Annotated in this window: 10 protein-coding genes, 1 pseudogene and 1 other annotated feature; of the genes and pseudogenes, 7 read left to right on the top strand and 4 right to left on the bottom strand. The window is 40.5% G+C overall.

Annotated features, from left to right (window positions below; all coding sequences use genetic code 11):
• Positions 1 to 182: 182 nt before the first annotated feature.
• Positions 183 to 1,565 carry an amino acid permease gene (locus NSQ94_RS17810; protein WP_339193523.1) on the bottom strand — a complete coding sequence of 461 codons (1,383 nt, stop codon included), beginning with the start codon at positions 1,563 to 1,565 and terminating at the stop codon, positions 183 to 185.
• Between the two features lie 433 nt (positions 1,566 to 1,998).
• On the opposite strand from NSQ94_RS17810, the gene NSQ94_RS17815 reads away from it, so the two are divergent.
• The 3 genes and pseudogenes from NSQ94_RS17815 to NSQ94_RS17825 form a co-directional block, all read left to right on the top strand.
• Positions 1,999 to 3,228: an IS110 family transposase gene (locus tag NSQ94_RS17815; RefSeq protein WP_027725928.1), complete on the top strand. Its 1,230-nt coding sequence runs from the start codon at positions 1,999 to 2,001 to the stop codon at positions 3,226 to 3,228.
• 483 nt (positions 3,229 to 3,711) lie between these two features.
• Complete coding sequence (locus NSQ94_RS17820) at positions 3,712 to 5,124, top strand: PLP-dependent aminotransferase family protein (RefSeq protein ID WP_327847794.1); 1,413 nt, start codon at positions 3,712 to 3,714, stop codon at positions 5,122 to 5,124.
• Between the two features lie 227 nt (positions 5,125 to 5,351).
• Positions 5,352 to 5,858 (top strand): annotated as a pseudogene (locus NSQ94_RS17825) (4-hydroxythreonine-4-phosphate dehydrogenase PdxA); the annotation flags it as partial.
• Between the two features lie 463 nt (positions 5,859 to 6,321).
• On the opposite strand, the gene NSQ94_RS17830 reads toward NSQ94_RS17825, so the two are convergent.
• From NSQ94_RS17830 to NSQ94_RS17840, 3 genes are all read right to left on the bottom strand, one after another.
• Positions 6,322 to 7,665: an MFS transporter gene (locus NSQ94_RS17830; RefSeq protein WP_339193525.1), complete on the bottom strand. Its 1,344-nt coding sequence runs from the start codon at positions 7,663 to 7,665 to the stop codon at positions 6,322 to 6,324.
• A 1,020-nt stretch (positions 7,666 to 8,685) separates the two neighbouring features.
• Complete coding sequence (locus tag NSQ94_RS17835) at positions 8,686 to 8,925, bottom strand: hypothetical protein (RefSeq protein WP_339193526.1); 240 nt, start codon at positions 8,923 to 8,925, stop codon at positions 8,686 to 8,688.
• A 432-nt stretch (positions 8,926 to 9,357) separates the two neighbouring features.
• Complete coding sequence (locus NSQ94_RS17840) at positions 9,358 to 10,278, bottom strand: Rpn family recombination-promoting nuclease/putative transposase (protein WP_339195848.1); 921 nt, start codon at positions 10,276 to 10,278, stop codon at positions 9,358 to 9,360.
• Positions 10,279 to 11,010: 732 nt separating this feature from the next.
• Positions 11,011 to 11,306 (top strand) — a binding site (T-box leader).
• Between the two features lie 56 nt (positions 11,307 to 11,362).
• On the opposite strand from NSQ94_RS17840, the gene NSQ94_RS17845 reads away from it, so the two are divergent.
• Genes NSQ94_RS17845 through NSQ94_RS17860 form a run of 4 tightly spaced genes read left to right on the top strand, consistent with a single transcriptional unit; the run spans position 11,363 to position 15,398 of the window.
• The gene (locus NSQ94_RS17845; protein WP_094244298.1) at positions 11,363 to 12,232 is read left to right on the top strand and encodes an S-adenosyl-l-methionine hydroxide adenosyltransferase family protein; all 870 of its coding nucleotides are present in this window, start codon (positions 11,363 to 11,365) and stop codon (positions 12,230 to 12,232) included.
• Positions 12,233 to 12,263: 31 nt separating this feature from the next.
• Positions 12,264 to 12,818, top strand: a complete 555-nt coding sequence (locus NSQ94_RS17850; protein WP_144597802.1) for an ECF-type riboflavin transporter substrate-binding protein — start codon at positions 12,264 to 12,266, stop codon at positions 12,816 to 12,818.
• Between the two features lie 50 nt (positions 12,819 to 12,868).
• Positions 12,869 to 14,599 carry an ABC transporter ATP-binding protein gene (locus tag NSQ94_RS17855; RefSeq protein WP_339193529.1) on the top strand — a complete coding sequence of 577 codons (1,731 nt, stop codon included), beginning with the start codon at positions 12,869 to 12,871 and terminating at the stop codon, positions 14,597 to 14,599.
• A complete protein-coding gene (locus NSQ94_RS17860) occupies positions 14,571 to 15,398 on the top strand; it encodes an energy-coupling factor transporter transmembrane component T (RefSeq protein WP_339193531.1) in 828 nt (275 codons plus the stop codon). Before NSQ94_RS17855 ends, NSQ94_RS17860 begins: the two co-directional genes overlap by 29 nt.
• Positions 15,399 to 15,514 lie beyond the last annotated feature (116 nt).

Consider the following 15,514-nt stretch of genomic DNA (forward strand, 5'->3'; position numbering starts at 1 on the left):
CAATTTTCTGTTATAGTGAAAAGCACCAGTTTTCTGATTTTTCAGGTACCAGTTAAAACGTTAAACACTCTTTATAAAGCTAGGGACATGGTAAAAACTTAAAATGCACACTGTTCTCATTTACCTTCCAATTCACTTTCTATATAAATTAGAAATCCTTTAAAGGGGATTCTCGTCAAAGGCTAAGTCGACGAGACATCTTTAAATTTTTTCACAGAGTCTTTTCTAGAACCAAACAGATACAAGATTGTTCCGATTCCATACCACCCAAACACAATTAACCATTCCATAGGCCAAACAAGCGCAGATGGCATTCCAGGTAAATAAAAAGTAATAAATATAATACTTAAAATTATGGCAATGACTCCAGTTAATTTCCAATTTCGTATCTTATATGGACGTTCTAATTCAGGTTCTGTTTTTCTAAGTTTCATAAATGAGATGGAAACAAGCATATAACCGATGACAATTCCAATGCCACCAGCATTTACAAACCAGTTTAAAGCTGAATGCCCTAAAAATGGTGCAAAAAAACCAAGTAATCCTAAAAAGATAATGCCATGTGTCGGTGTCTTATATTTTGGATGAATGTAAGCAAACCATTTTGGAATCATCCCTCTCTCCGCCATGGCAAATAAAATTCGACTTCCACCAATAATGAATGCATTCCAACTTGTCACGATTCCGGCAACCCCACCAATCACAAGAATTGTTCCAAACACTGGACTTCTAAATAGATTCGTCATTGCATCAGCAGTAGCAAGTCGGGTAACCTCGAGTTGAGACGGTGTTAATCCAACTGATACCCCATATGCAATTAAAATGTAGAAAACAATGGCCAGTATAATAGAAAAAATAAGTATCCTACCTATTACTTTTGGTGGTGCTTTTACTTCTGAAGCGATTTGCGGGATAACATCGAACCCTACAAATAGGAATGGAATCATGATAAGAACAGTCATCACTCCCCCCACTCCTTCTCCAAGAATTGAATTCGTATGCACTGAACCTCCATTTGCAAATGCTCCAAAAACTAAAACTAAGCCTATTAAAATAACAGCAATAGTTAAAATATTTTGAAAAATAGCAGCCGGTTTAATTCCAAAATAATTCATCGATGTCAACAACAGCGAACCAAAGGATCCAATCAAAACCCAAGTTAAATAAATATCCCATCCTCCGAGATTCCATAAAAAGAGTTGGTGATCAACAGGAATTATATAATCAATGACGGTAGGTAATGCAACTGCCTCAAAGGTAATAACTGATACATATCCAAACAAGACACTCCATGCAGCAATATATCCCAACCTATCATTAAAGGCTCGCTGGACGAACACTAATCCACCGCCAGTTTCAGGTATTGCAGCTGCTAACTCTGCATAGGTCAGACCAATAAAAGTAACAAGCAGCCCACCTAACAAAAAGGCAATTGCCGTTCCTAGAAAACCTGCTTTACTTATCCAATCACCAGAAAGAACAACCCATCCCCATCCAAGCATTGCTCCAACAGAAAGAAATAGAACATCGACTCTTGACATTGATTTTGAAAATTTATTACTCATTACTCTCACTCCCTCGTATACTAAGTTTCAGAAAGTTTTTTTATCGAATTTCCAGTCCGATACGCTCCTTGACAATCGCATATCTTGGGTGGTTGCCTTTGTGGGAGGGGCGCGCCCCTCCCACAAAGGGTTGAGCGTACCGGGGTTGGACTTTTCGCAATGTTCCTGGATAATGGTCTTAGGATCATCGGGGATACTCTTCTCACTCCTGTAGCTTTGACTACTTGTAAAGTCTGTCTCCTCGGCCCCTGTTTGGACGTCTAACCCGCAGGCTGTTCCCGTTGGTTTTCCCCATGCTGGAAGGAGCAGCTTCCAGGGCAGCCCATGGTCCAACGTGAGTTCTCATATGCGAGGGTGACTGGTCAACAGGCGCGATCCGGGGGCATCCCGAAGAGTCCTACCCCTCGATCCTACAACAATAGGAGGTGATCTCATGAAACTCTACGTCGGGATCGACGTGAGCTCACGCGACTTAGCCACCTGCATTATGGATCATGAAGGAAATACGTGCGCACGCTTCAAAGTGGATAATCATCTTCTGGGCGCCACCTTCCTTCGGGATCAAATCCTCCTGTGGGCTAACAAGCGAAAGCCAACCGAAATTCTGATCGGGATGGAAGCCACCTCGGTCTACAGTTGGCATCCAGCTATGTTTTTCCACCAGCAGGAGGCCTTGCAGGCTTGGAACGTCAAGGTGTTTACGATCAATCCAAAGCTCATTCGCAAGTTTAAAGAAGCCTATGTCGACTTGGAGAAAACGGATGACATCGATGCTTGGATCATTGCGGATCGGCTTCGCTTCGGCCGTCTGAAGATGACGGCTGTCCTCAAGGAGCAGTTTCTCGCGCTTCAGCGACTGACACGCATGCGATATCATCTCGTCCACCAGTTAACCCGTGAGAAACAGTATTTTCTCCAGCACTTGTTTTACAAATGCAGTTCCTTTACCCAAGAGGTGGACAGTTCGATCTTCGGACATGCCATTCTCGAACTGCTGCTTGAGTCGTGGAGCCTCGATGACATCTGCCAAATGGATGTCAAGCAGTTGGCCGACTTCCTGCGCCAAAAAGGGCGCAATCGCTTTGCCGATCCGGAATGCATCGCCAAGTCGATTCAAAAGGCGGCCCGTTCGTCGTATCGGTTGTCCAAGTGTGTCGAGGATTCCATCGACTTGCTGTTAGGGCTGTCGATTCAATCAATCCGCAGCCTGCAATCGCAGCTCAAAGAGCTCGATAAAGCCATTACCCGCCATCTTGAAGGCATTCCGAACACACTGCAAACCATCCCAGGCATCGGACCGGTTTATACCGCAGGCATCCTGGCCGAAATCGGGCAAATCGAGCGGTTTCACAACCAGGCCGCCTTGGCAAAATATGCCGGCTTGACATGGTCCAAGCACCAATCGGGCCGTTTTCAAGCCGAGGACACCTCCCTCATTCGTTCCGGCAATCGCTATCTCCGTTACTACCTAGTGGAGGCTGCCAACTCGGTGCAACGGCATGATGCGACGTTTCGTGCGTACTACCGGAAGAAGTATGAGGAAGTGCCCAAACACCAACATAAACGAGCCCTCGTCCTCACCGCTAGAAAACTCGTGCGTGTGATCGATGCGCTGCTACGCAACGGTCAAATCTACACGCCAAGAAAGGGGGAAGATCGATAAGAGGATCGATCTGGTATACCAATATCAACCTTTAGACCCAGTTTATTACATGTACCAATACTGGGTTTCTTCAGTATTGCCTTTTTTCGGATCATCGGACAAGGGAATTTCCAATTTCTATGATTTTTCACCTTGACATATTACCGCAGGACTTTTAAATTTATTAAGAAAGTATTATTATAAAACATTGTAGAAAACAAAAGCTTTGTTCCGTCACATACGAATACATAATTAGAAAATGCACATTTCTATAACCATCTCCACAGCTTTTGCATTAATAACGGAAATCGCATAGACTAAAAACAATTCTAAGGAAAAATAAAAGCCTGAATCCCCTTACATTTTTATTTTCTTTTTATGTTACTATTTCTAACATCATTTATCCTGATAATTTACACTGATAATAAATAATATTATGATAAATACATTAAAAGAAAAGTACCAGTTTTCTGATTTTTCAGGTACCAGAGGGAGAGATAGATCATGATATTTTTTCAAATAGATAAAAAGGATAAGTCAAATCATATCTATCAACAAATTTATAAATCGTTAAAAGAAGCGATTTTAGAGAGAAAGATCCCTACCAATGAGAAATTGCCTTCCAAAAGAAAATTAGCAGAAAAATTAGGAGTGAGCATTAATTCGGTTTCAAATGCGTACGAGCAGCTCCTGGCTGAAGGATATATTTACGCAATTGAAAGAAAAGGCTACTATGTGGAAAATATTACACAGTTCAACAATCAAAAAGAGGCTAAAATGAACTTTCCAGATGATTTAAAAGAAGAATTCTCCAAGAAAGATGAGGGATGGCTTTCCTTATCACATATGACGGCTGACATCTCCATGTTCCCGTTTAAAGAATGGATGAAGTGTGAAAAAATAGCAATAAAAAATCACAAAAACGAACTTTCGGACATTTCTCATCCTCAAGGTCCTTACCTTGTGAGAAAAACCATCTCGCGTATGATTGCGCTTACACGCGGTGTTAAATGCGAACCAGAACAAGTGATTATCGGCCCCGGGACACAGCCCTTGTTACGTCAAGTGTTGGGCATGCAGAGGGAAAATATAAAAGCTGCAATTGAGAACCCTGGGTATTCTCGCATCTACCAATTATTAAAAGATATGAATTTTGAAGTTTTTCCAATCGATCTTGATAAAAAAGGAATAGACATCAAGAAAGTGGAAGCTTTGAATCCACATTTCCTTTTTATCACCCCGTCACACCAATTCCCGACCGGAATCATTATGCCTATTTCAAGAAGAATTGAACTTTTGAATTGGGCCTCGGCTTCTGAAGGAAGGTATATTGTAGAAGACGATTACGATAGCGAATTTAAATACGGAACGGACAATATTCCGTCGCTGCAAAGCCTAGATCGGAATCAACGCGTGATTTATGCAGGAACATTCTCCAAAACGATCATGCCAAGTTTCCGAATCAGTTATCTCGTTTTGCCTCCCGATTTATTAAGAGAGTACAAAAGACATTTTTCATATTGGATACAGGGAAGCAATACACTGAATTTATTTACGCTTCACTATTTTATTGAAAGCGGCGAGTACGCAAAACACGTCAAGCGCATGAACAATCACTATGAGATAAAAAGAGAAAACCTGATTAAGGAATTGAAATGGAAATTTCGAAATGGCATTAAGATTAAAAATGTGCCGGCAGGACTTCATTTCATTGCGGAATTCAAAACAGATAAAGGGTATAAAGAAATTGAAGAAAGAGCAAAAAAAGAAAAACTTGAAATATACTCCATGAAGAGATTCAATTTACTAGGCAATATCGAAGAAGGGAAAAAAATTATTTTGGTTATCGGATTTGCCAATATAAAAAATGAAGACATACCAGTTGCCGTAGATAGATTGTACCGTGTTATTTATTAAAAAGATTTCTACAACAACAACTTTACATCGGACGAATAGCCGCTTTAGGAACAATGCCATAATGTTTTAAAATGATTCATCTTGGTTAAGAATGCTCAATTTCTATTTTCCGCTGTGACCTTTTCCCTTTCACTTATAATATCTGTCCGTAGTTAAAAGAGAACTATCAGCTTTTATACGCACAACCCATTTAAGAGCAAAAGAAATTTTATTTAAAATTTTTCGATCTGACATGACTCATGGGGAAGGTTCTTAAAAGCCTTTTTCCCTTCTCCGATCGGACCTACAAAGTCATTAAACTGGCTCATGAAACGTTGACAAGAGCTGGAAAAGAAAACCCAAGCATCGCCGTGTGCGGCATCAACCCTCACGCTGGAGAAAACGGACTGTTTGGCAATGGAGAGGAAGAGGAAAAACTCATTCCCGGCATCCGAAAAGCACAAGTGGAAGGAATCAATGCAACCGGACCATATCCGGCAGATACATTATTTTACCGTGCGGTGCGCGGAGATTTTGATATTGTTGTCGCTTGCTACCATGACCAAGGGCACGCCCCTATTAAAGTGCTGGGGCTGGAAGCCGGAGTAAACATCACCGTCAGCCTCAAAGGCGGTATCATACGCACATCTGTCGACCATGGAACAGCCTTTGATATCGCAGGAAAAAATCTGGCGGACGAACGCAGCATGCTCGAAGCCATTCGCGCCGCTGTCGAACTGGCTCCGAAAGTTTAAACACCAACCTTTTTGCTTAATTTATCTGTTTTGGCAATTAAAAAATGTATGAATGACAAAATACGAATATTCCATTCCCTGTATAAAATTTTAGGTCTATATCGCTTGACAAGGAGCTTCTGCGGACATGTTTCCTAGCGAAAGGAGCGAGCGCCAATCCTTGCTTCGCAAGGCATCAAGCCTAACATGTCCGCCACTCCATGTAAAATTTCTATTCGAATCATTTATGCTAAATAAGCAGTATGCTCAGATATGGTTGTTCATCTACTTGACCTTAATTTTTTGTCCGGTTAAGTCAATTCATTTTAGAACCAATTTTTAAAATAAGTTCTTCATAAATTTTTAGCGATGAGGCAACAAGAAAGACGAACAAGAGCGCCCAGATGGCGGCTGGTAGTTATTTGTGCTTCCATGATTTCAATGACGGAATAGCTTTCGGCAATGTCCTCCTTAAAACCTCTCATCAGCTTTTCGGCGCGGCAGGCTTCTGTGGCTTTACCTTCTGCAAAAAGAAAATGCCAAGGAGCACCATCATCAAAAGCGATCCCATCGCCAACCGATTGGCAATGTTTCCATATGAATGAAAAAGGAGGGTAATGCTTCCATAAATCGCTGGACCAATGATGGCTGACACTTTTCCAGAAAAAGCGAACAGTCCGAAAAATTGCCCTTGCTTATCTGGCGGGGAAAGTTCGACTATATATGTTCTCGAAGTGACCCACATCGCTCCTAAACTGACGCCGAACAAACTCCCAGCAATCCAAAAAGATAGCTTGGAAAAAGCAAGCACCCCTATCGCCAGTGCGATGCACATCACGATGCCGACATACAAAACCGCTTTTTTGGCTCCCTTGCTTCTCGTAATATAGCCAAAAAGAAAGGAACCGATAATACTCGAAACTGTGGAGACTAAATATAAAAGGATGAACTCCCCTGCCGTAAACCCGGCAATGACTTTGGCATAAACGGACATGATGGCGATCGTCGTTGCCACCGCATCATTCAAAAAGAAATAAGCAATCATGAAAGTAAAAATGTTTTGATACTTTTTCATTTCTTTTAATGTTGCATAAATATCCCGATAGCCTGCAAAAAATCCGGCCTTTCGCTTTAAGGCATCGGCTTTTTCGGCTTCTTCTTTGACAAAGAAAAACAGCGGGAAAGAAAAGAGAAGAAACAAAAGGGCGCTTGGAATAAAAGCCCGATAGTAATCCATTTCTCCAACAAACGGATACACAGCGAGCCCGACAAGCGTTCCGACATATCCGACAGCAACGCCAAAACCGGAGATAAGCGGTATTTCCTGTTTATTCCCCAAACTGGAAATCATGGAATCGTAAAAAACAAGGCTCGAATGGTAAAAAAACTTTGCTGCGACAAATAAAAGCACGATTATGACAAAAGACGCCGGCAATCCAAACATGGCATTCCCAAGATTCGAATATCCGGCAACACCCATAAGCAAAGTTGCCGTAACCGAAAGAGTCGTAAAAATCCCAAGCCATTTCTTTCTTCTCCCGGTCCGGTCAATCCATGTGCCGTATAAAGGTGAAAATATCACTAAAAAGAAAGAGGCTAACGCATTTGCATACGAAATAAATGTACTGGCGATTTGGTTCAAGCTCTCGCTTTTTCCCACCGTTTCCGAAACATAAAGCGGGAAAAAAATCGTATTCACATTCGAGGAAAAAATCGTATTCGCAAAATCATACAACGCCCACGATAAAATCGGCAACGAAACATACAGTTTCCAGCCCGGCTTTTCATACGCATGCGAGGCAATCTTCTCCACTGCACCCTCCCCCATTCTGTCGGTGATAAAACGGCCGCAAACCGTTTATTCCATATATAGATTACTTTGTATATTTAATGATTTTGTTTCATGGATGTAAATTTTTCGAAAGAATACCTCTTGCTTCCGAAAACGATAGGTTTTATTTTTGTCAGAATATAATTAATATTTTAACAGATGAATATGCATTAGTGTATGATTATCGTTTTCCGGAGTCAGTCAAGACTTTGTTGGAGCTTTTTTGGTTCGCTGAAAACAGGTGTAAGTCATAGGTTAGCGAACCATTTTTTGAATTTCCTGCGTAAGTGCTTTTGGACTCTCATCCCTTGTCATGACAGACGGATATGTATACTTTTTTTACCATCCCTTGAGTTCAGACAGGGCATCGAGTGGTGACAGGCACCTGACCCAAGCAAAAAAATAAAAATGGTTCTGTTCGTCAATATCTACTACAAATTTGTCGTACATTTCGTGTAGACAATAAAGTTCGGCAACAAACGCTTTGTAATCTAGGGAGGTTAGAACATTTATTAGAGAATGGCTCTGTCGATAACATAATCGAGGGATTAGCCAAATTTTCAGAGCGTTACTTTGACCGAATTCACGGGCAAGGCTCTTCCTCTTCTGTCTCCGTGCTTTGGACAAAAGAGTTTGGGCCGGTTTATCTGTTCCGAAAGGTATGGGAAAAGTTAGGGCTTGGTCGGCTATTACGTAAAATCATGCCGTAAAAACAACTTATTAGACACCCCCGTGTTGTGGGTATAGTACAAAACACCAGTATTTTCGGGCTTTTCTTTAGTGTACTCTGTCAAACTTTTAGATATAGTAATAAAGCTTGTAGACTGTCTAAGCAGAGACTTTGTCAACAAGCGAAAGTACTAGCTGATGTTTTGTATTTTCAAGAACTGACTAAGATAATGATCCTAAATTCAAGGTCTTCCTCCTGTAATCCATTCAATTAAATATCCTATAAACATTAAAATACAAAATATTATAAACATGATAAGTTTATAAATCATTTAATTCCCCACTCTATTATTTTTTACAAGGTGCTATACTAAAGTAAGCTGCTACTGCTAAGGCAGCTCTTTTTTCGTCAGATTTCATAAATAGAAGAGCGGCAGTTATCCCAGCTACTAAAGCTTTATCACAGCCACAATCGAAATATCCTTTTACTTTATAACAAAGATCATGTGTCATACATAAAGAATCTAATTTATTTTTTGGTACACCGCCACCATGTCCAGGTCCGTACCATTTTCCCCAAACTGGCATACTTCTTAATATTTGAGATACAGATTGTGACTCTTTTTTATTTTCAATATGATTAATTAAATATATACGTTTTACCTACGGCCGAGTAGAAACAAAATCCATTCCCGAGGGAATTCGGCGATTTGCCCAATCGCTAGAGTCCATGATACCACCATGCTGAATGACCAGCATGGTTTCTATTGAATAATACCCGTAGCTCAAAAATTAGGGGATATAAAATAGCTCTTGCATGGAAAAGTCCTTTAAAAGGAAAGTGCGATCTTCAGTTTCATGCAAGAGCACTTTCATTTTTTTCGCCTACCGAGTGCTACATTTATTTTTCGATGGCGCAGCAAAGCCTTATTAGGCGGCAGGTTTTCTAACGTTTCCACTACTTCTTCGGATGAATAAGCCTAAACCACTGTCAAACGGCTTCGACAAATGACAGGCAATCTATTTCAACCACTTTCGCACTTCCTCTTCCGCAAGTCCAGTGAGATCGGCAATATCTTTCGCTGCCATTCCTTTCGCCGACATATGTCGGATCATGTTCTTCCGTTCTTCCTCCCGACCTTGCTTTAGCCCTTGTTTCAACCCTTCCTCCATCCCCGCACGCCGCTCGCCAAGAAGATTGGACAATTGATCCCGCAGCCATTTCAGCCGCATTTCATACGCGTAGCGATTTTCCGAACTGACGCTTATCTTCTCCCACTCTTCCAATGCTTCGCGAATTTCTTGCTCGTTCATCGCCAACACCTCCAGTTCCTTGAGAATCGTCTCATCAATCTCTTGTTTCCGGGCATCCACCGCTGACAGCATCATCAACCAGGGCCACTCCGAAGATCGCTTCACATCACGTCTATATTTCTTCCATTTTACCATAAATTGTGATAAATCAATGGCGTGAAATTCAAGATGCGCGCTCCAAAGAAATTGTTCTTTATCTTCGCGGATATGAAAGATGGTGTGAAACCGATCGGTTTCATGCGGAAAGAGCGGGTAGTTGAGAATTGCAATCATAATGGTGGGAGGAAGTTCGCTGTACCCTTGGCCTTTGAAGAGCGACTGGGAAAAGAGCCTCGCCCAGTAATACAAAATCCGCTCCGGCATATCGTGCTGGTCAATGATTTGAATTTCCACGTTAATCCGCTCGCCTCGGTCGGTCCACACGAGCACGTCAAGCCGATTCATTTTCCCTTCTTCGAACTCTTTTGCCAGCTCTGTGTTATCAAACTGCACATCGATGATACGATCATGGCCTGTCCGATGCAAAACCGCATTCAAAAAAGCGATTGTAAGCTGCTTTCGGCTCGGATGGCCGAACAATTGTTTAAACATAAAATCCAATTTTAAATCGAGGTATTCCTTCATAATGGGAATCATCCTTTCGAGGAGAATTTGGAGGGGAGCTGAGGTTTATCTAAAGAAAAGCCGAAGTTATTTGCAGATTTTTCAGATAAAAGAAAGTGCATCGCCTTACAAAACGCACTTCTTGACAAATCTCAACCAGCAGACGTTCTAATGAAAACTTTGTCACCATATACATTCAGAACGTATGTTCTGATAATGTTATTGTAATACACCTTATCTTATCTTTCAATCACCAATGATTCGACAAATTTTGCACAGAGCCAAAAACTATACCAAAAGGTAAGCCCTTTTACACAGCAAGTGCCTCCTTCCTTAGAAATAGATTCTAGTTGTCTTCCAAAAAACAAGAACATGAGTAATCCTTCCTCATTTTTCTTAGGTTACCATTTTAATTAGCAAAGTGCCGGTGTGTTTAATCCTGCCATGGTGACCGTCGGGAAAGGGGATAACCGTCAGTATACCGAAGCATATCTGCGTTTTTAAGCCCACTACGGGTGAAGTACAGCCGTGCAAAAGGTTGTTCACTATCCGAACCAAGTTTGTTCCACACACGCACAAACATATTTCATTCGACCTAAATCTTTTCCACATCAGACCTAAAAAAGTTCCACATCAAGCCTAATATCCAGCACACCGCACCAAATCCCCGCCACATTCCATACTTTTCGTATTCCAACGCTTGACATGTTCGCGGCGGTGATTATAATTAATTAAAAAATTGTTAATAATTTTCTTACAATAACTATGAAGAGGAAAAGTAAGGTTCAGTTATTTTTCACAGAGAGCTTCGGTAGCTGAGAAGAAGCAAAAATACGAACCCGAACAATGGCCTCTGAGTTGCGTGCTGAAAGTATTATTTTCGTGTTTTATCCCAACAAAGCACGAAGGTACAAGTAGGTTCCGCCGAGTTTGGTACTCGTTACAAATACCACAGTATGAAGGGATTAAGCCCGTAGTACTGGCAGAGGCTGTTTTGTGCGAGCAAACAGTGAAGTAAGGTGGTACCACGTGAGCAAAACCACGTCCTTATCTATATAGATAAAGACGTGGTTTTTTTTATAAAACAACAATGTATGGGGGAAAATTTATGAATCGTTTTTTAGTTATTCAAACTGATTTTGGATTAAGCGATGGAGCTGTCAGTGCAATGTATGGAGTCGCTTTGAATGTTAATCCCAGCCTGAGGATTTTTGATTTGACCCACGATATTCCCCAATATAATATTTGGGAAGCGTCTTATAGGCTGTACCAAACGATATCGTATTGGCCAAAGGAGACGGTATTTATTTCTGTTGTTGATCCGGGTGTCGGTTCAGAACGGAGAAGCATTGTTGTGAAGACAAAATCAAACCAATATATTGTGACACCCGACAATGGAACGATCACACATATAAAGAAGTATATTGGGATCGAAGAAGCAAGGCTGATCGATGAAAAGGTAAACCGGCTGCCAAATTCCGGGCATTCTTATACCTTCCATGGACGTGATATTTACGCTTATACCGGCGCACGGCTTGCATCCGAAGTGATTACGTTTGAACAGGTGGGGCCGGAAATTCCAATCGATTCGCTAATTGAACTGCCAGTTTTAGAAGCCTATATTCAAAATGGTGCGATTAAAGGGAATATTGATATACTTGATGTCCGCTTTGGAAACTTATGGACCAATATTGATCGCAGCTTGTTTCAGAAGTTAGACGTAGATTACGGAGATTCTTTTGAAGTAACGATTGAAAATGAAACAAGACAAGTATATAAAAATATTATGACGTTTGGCAGATCATTTGCGGATAGTCATTTGGGCGAGCCTTTGCTTTACGTCAATTCGCTCGACAAAATCGGTGTGGCAATCAATCAAGGATCATTTGCGAAGGCCTACCATATTGAAGCAGGTGCCAAATGGAAAATCACTATCTGCAAAGTACCGAATTTCGTATATAATGGAAATTCAATATAATCATAAAAATAAAAAAAAGGAGAGGAAGTTCATGAAAGAAAACAATCTATCGATCAAAACAATCGTAGCAATCGGAATTGGAGCAGCTGTCTTTGTTATTCTGGGAAGATTTGCGTCCATTCCAACAGGGATACCAAATTCCAATATTGAAACAACTTATGCATTTTTAGCACTTATGTCAATTATTTTTGGGCCTGTCGCAGGCGGTTTAATCGGACTTATCGGTCATGCGTTAAAAGACTTAATATTTTATGGATCTATTTGGTGGAGTTGGGTTGTTGTCAGCTTGCTTGTCGGATTTTTAATTGGTCTGGCTTCTAAAAGCATCGATATCGAATCTGGTGAATTCGGCACTAAAAAAATTATTACATTTAATATTGTTCAGGTGATTGTTCAAGCAATCGGCTGGTTCCTTGTCGCACCTTCTCTTGATATACTGATTTATGCTGAGCCAGCAAATAAAGTCTTCCTGCAAGGATTAGTTGTTGGAATTTCCAATATGGTAACAGTTGCCGTCATTGGAACACTTCTTCTTTTACTCTATGCAAAAACACGCAGTCAAAAAGGAAGTCTTGATAAAGAATAAAAGCACATTGTGAGTTTTGACAACATATTTACTTACAGGAGCTTTTACGAATGAGAAAACGAGTGATTGAATTTCATAATTTTAGCTTTAAGTATTATAGCCAAAAAAATCCAACATTAAAAAATATTCATTTAAACATTTACGAAGGGGAAAAAGTTTTAATCGTTGGGCCTTCAGGATCTGGGAAGAGCACCATTGGCCACTGCATCAATGGTCTAATCCCCTTCTCTTATAAAGGAGAAATGACCGGAAGTTTAAAAGTAATGGGTCAGGAAACAAAGGAGTTAAATATTTTTGCTTTATCAAAAATGGTTGGTACTGTTTTACAGGATCCTGATGGCCAGTTTATAGGATTAACTGTTGGTGAAGACATAGCTTTTGCACTGGAGAATGATTGCACTCCGCAAAAGGAAATGTTCGAGATCGTAAAAGATGCTTCCAAAATGGTCGAAATGGATGATTATTTGCCTGCCTCTGTCCATCATTTGTCAGGCGGGCAAAAGCAGAGGGTTTCCCTCGCTGGTGTAATGGTTGACAAAGTGGATATCCTGTTGTTTGATGAACCGCTCGCAAACCTTGACCCCGCTACTGGAAAGTATGCAATGGCTTTAATCGACAAAATCCAAAAAGAAACGAATACAACCGTTGTCATTATTGAACACCGTTTAGAAGATGTTTTATATCGCCATGTCGATCGCATTATTGTGGTCAATGACGGCTCAATAGTAGCTGATATGAGCCCTGACCAGCTTTTAACAACTAACATTTTAGAAGAAACGAATATACGGGAGCCGTTATATATTAAAGCGGTCAAATATGCCGGTTGCGAACTAACTGAAGATATGCATCCTGCTGATTTCAATCAGTTTAAAGCGGATTTATGCCGAAAAAACTTGTTGGAATGGTTTGAAGATTCAAATCCAAAAACGCCAAGTAAAGAAGGAAAACCAATTTTAGAGCTGAAAAATATTTCGTTTAGCTATTCACCAGGTCACGAAACGATAAAGGATGTTTCTTTTTCAATTAACAAAGGGGAAATGGTGAGCATTGTTGGAAAAAATGGAGCAGGGAAATCTACAATTACAAAATTAATTTGTGGATTTGAAAAGCCTTCCTCAGGGAGCATATTGTTTAACGGCAAGGATATAACAAACGAAACGATTAAAGAACGCTCGTTAAAAATCGGCATGGTCATGCAAAATCCAAATCATATGATTTCAAAGCATATGATTTTTGACGAAGTAGCCTTAGGCTTAAAGGTTCGCGGCGTAGCGGAAGCTGAAATAAAAGAACGCGTCGACAATACATTAAAAATTTGCGGGCTGTACCCATTTCGGAATTGGCCGATTTCAGCATTAAGCTTCGGTCAAAAAAAGCGGGTTACGATTGCTTCCATTTTAGTGTTAGAACCAGAAATCATTATTTTGGACGAGCCAACTGCCGGACAAGATTTTCGCCATTATACTGATATTATGGAGTTTCTTGCTCAATTAAATCGGCAAGGCGTCACGATTATGATGATTACTCATGATATGCATTTAATGCTGGAGTATACAGAAAGAGCGATTGTATTTGCAGAAGGCAGGAAAATTGCCGATGACTCAGCTGTCAATGTCCTTTCTGATATTGACATCATTGAACAGGCAAATTTAAAGGAAACGTCTCTTTATAACCTGGCATTAAAAACAGGAATACCAGAACCGAGGAAGTTTGTGGAACGTTTCATAGAATATGATCGGGAGGTAAGGCAGGTTGGCAGCCGAGATGCTATCTTATATTGACCGAAAATCTCCTGTTCATCAGTTGACAGGTGTAACAAAGCTAATATGCTTTATCTTATGGTCGACTGCAGCTATGCTGACATACGACACTCGTATTCTACTATTTTTATTTTTAATTAGTATTCTCATTTTTATTATTTCAAAAATTAAACTTGAAGAGATATTGTTTGTTGTTGTATTTATTTTAGTATTTCTTTTCATAAACAATGTTGCCATTTATGTCTTTTCACCGCAAGAAGGAGTAAAAATTTACGGCTCCAGCCATGTGTTATTTGAAATATCAGGAAGGTATAACGTCACATTGGAACAACTTTTTTACCAATTGAATATTACGTTAAAATATTTCACAGTGATCCCAGCGGCTTTGCTTTTTATTGTGACGACTCATCCGAGCGAATTCGCCGCTTCCCTCAATCGCATCGGTGTGAGTTATCGAATTTCGTATGCTGTTTCTTTGGCATTAAGATATATACCGGACGTACAGCGGGATTTTCGGAATATAGCACGCGCCCAACAAGCCAGAGGCCTTGACATGTCCCGCAAAGAAAAACTTCCTAAACGGATCAAAAATGCCGCCTCCATCCTTACACCGCTTATCTTATCAAGCCTAAACAAAATTGACACCATCAGCAACGCAATGGAACTGCGCGGCTTTGGCAAAAACAAAAAACGCACATGGTATAGTGCAAGACCTTTTCAAAAAAGTGACTACTTTGCAATCGCTCTATTTACTATTCTGTTCATTGTCACCTTAATCATCACATTCCATGATGGAAGCCGGTTTTATAATCCGTTTTAAAAATACTCCTACTGATCGCATCCAGTAACGCTGTTTGTTGCTGGGTGCGTTTTTTTGTGAAAACATTTAAATTAGCCCTATTTTAGGGGTGGGCAGGTTGCTTCCACGGGCCACTA

The sequence above is a fragment of the Aeribacillus sp. FSL K6-2833 genome (assembly GCF_037965815.1).
Classification (GTDB): domain Bacteria; phylum Bacillota; class Bacilli; order Bacillales; family Aeribacillaceae; genus Aeribacillus; species Aeribacillus composti.

Bases quoted from the DNA above. Each gene is read 5' to 3' on its own strand.
- NSQ94_RS17815 (WP_027725928.1), top strand. From the start codon at position 1,999: ATGAAACTCTACGTCGGGATCGACGTGAGCTCACGCGACTTAGCCACC.
- NSQ94_RS17850 (WP_144597802.1), top strand. From the start codon at position 12,264: ATGAAAGAAAACAATCTATCGATCAAAACAATCGTAGCAATCGGAATT.
- NSQ94_RS17810 (WP_339193523.1), bottom strand. From the start codon at position 1,565: ATGAGTAATAAATTTTCAAAATCAATGTCAAGAGTCGATGTTCTATTT.
- NSQ94_RS17845 (WP_094244298.1), top strand. From the start codon at position 11,363: ATGAATCGTTTTTTAGTTATTCAAACTGATTTTGGATTAAGCGATGGA.
- NSQ94_RS17830 (WP_339193525.1), bottom strand. From the start codon at position 7,665: ATGGGGGAGGGTGCAGTGGAGAAGATTGCCTCGCATGCGTATGAAAAG.
- NSQ94_RS17855 (WP_339193529.1), top strand. From the start codon at position 12,869: ATGAGAAAACGAGTGATTGAATTTCATAATTTTAGCTTTAAGTATTAT.
- NSQ94_RS17820 (WP_327847794.1), top strand. From the start codon at position 3,712: ATGATATTTTTTCAAATAGATAAAAAGGATAAGTCAAATCATATCTAT.
- NSQ94_RS17835 (WP_339193526.1), bottom strand. From the start codon at position 8,925: ATGCCAGTTTGGGGAAAATGGTACGGACCTGGACATGGTGGCGGTGTA.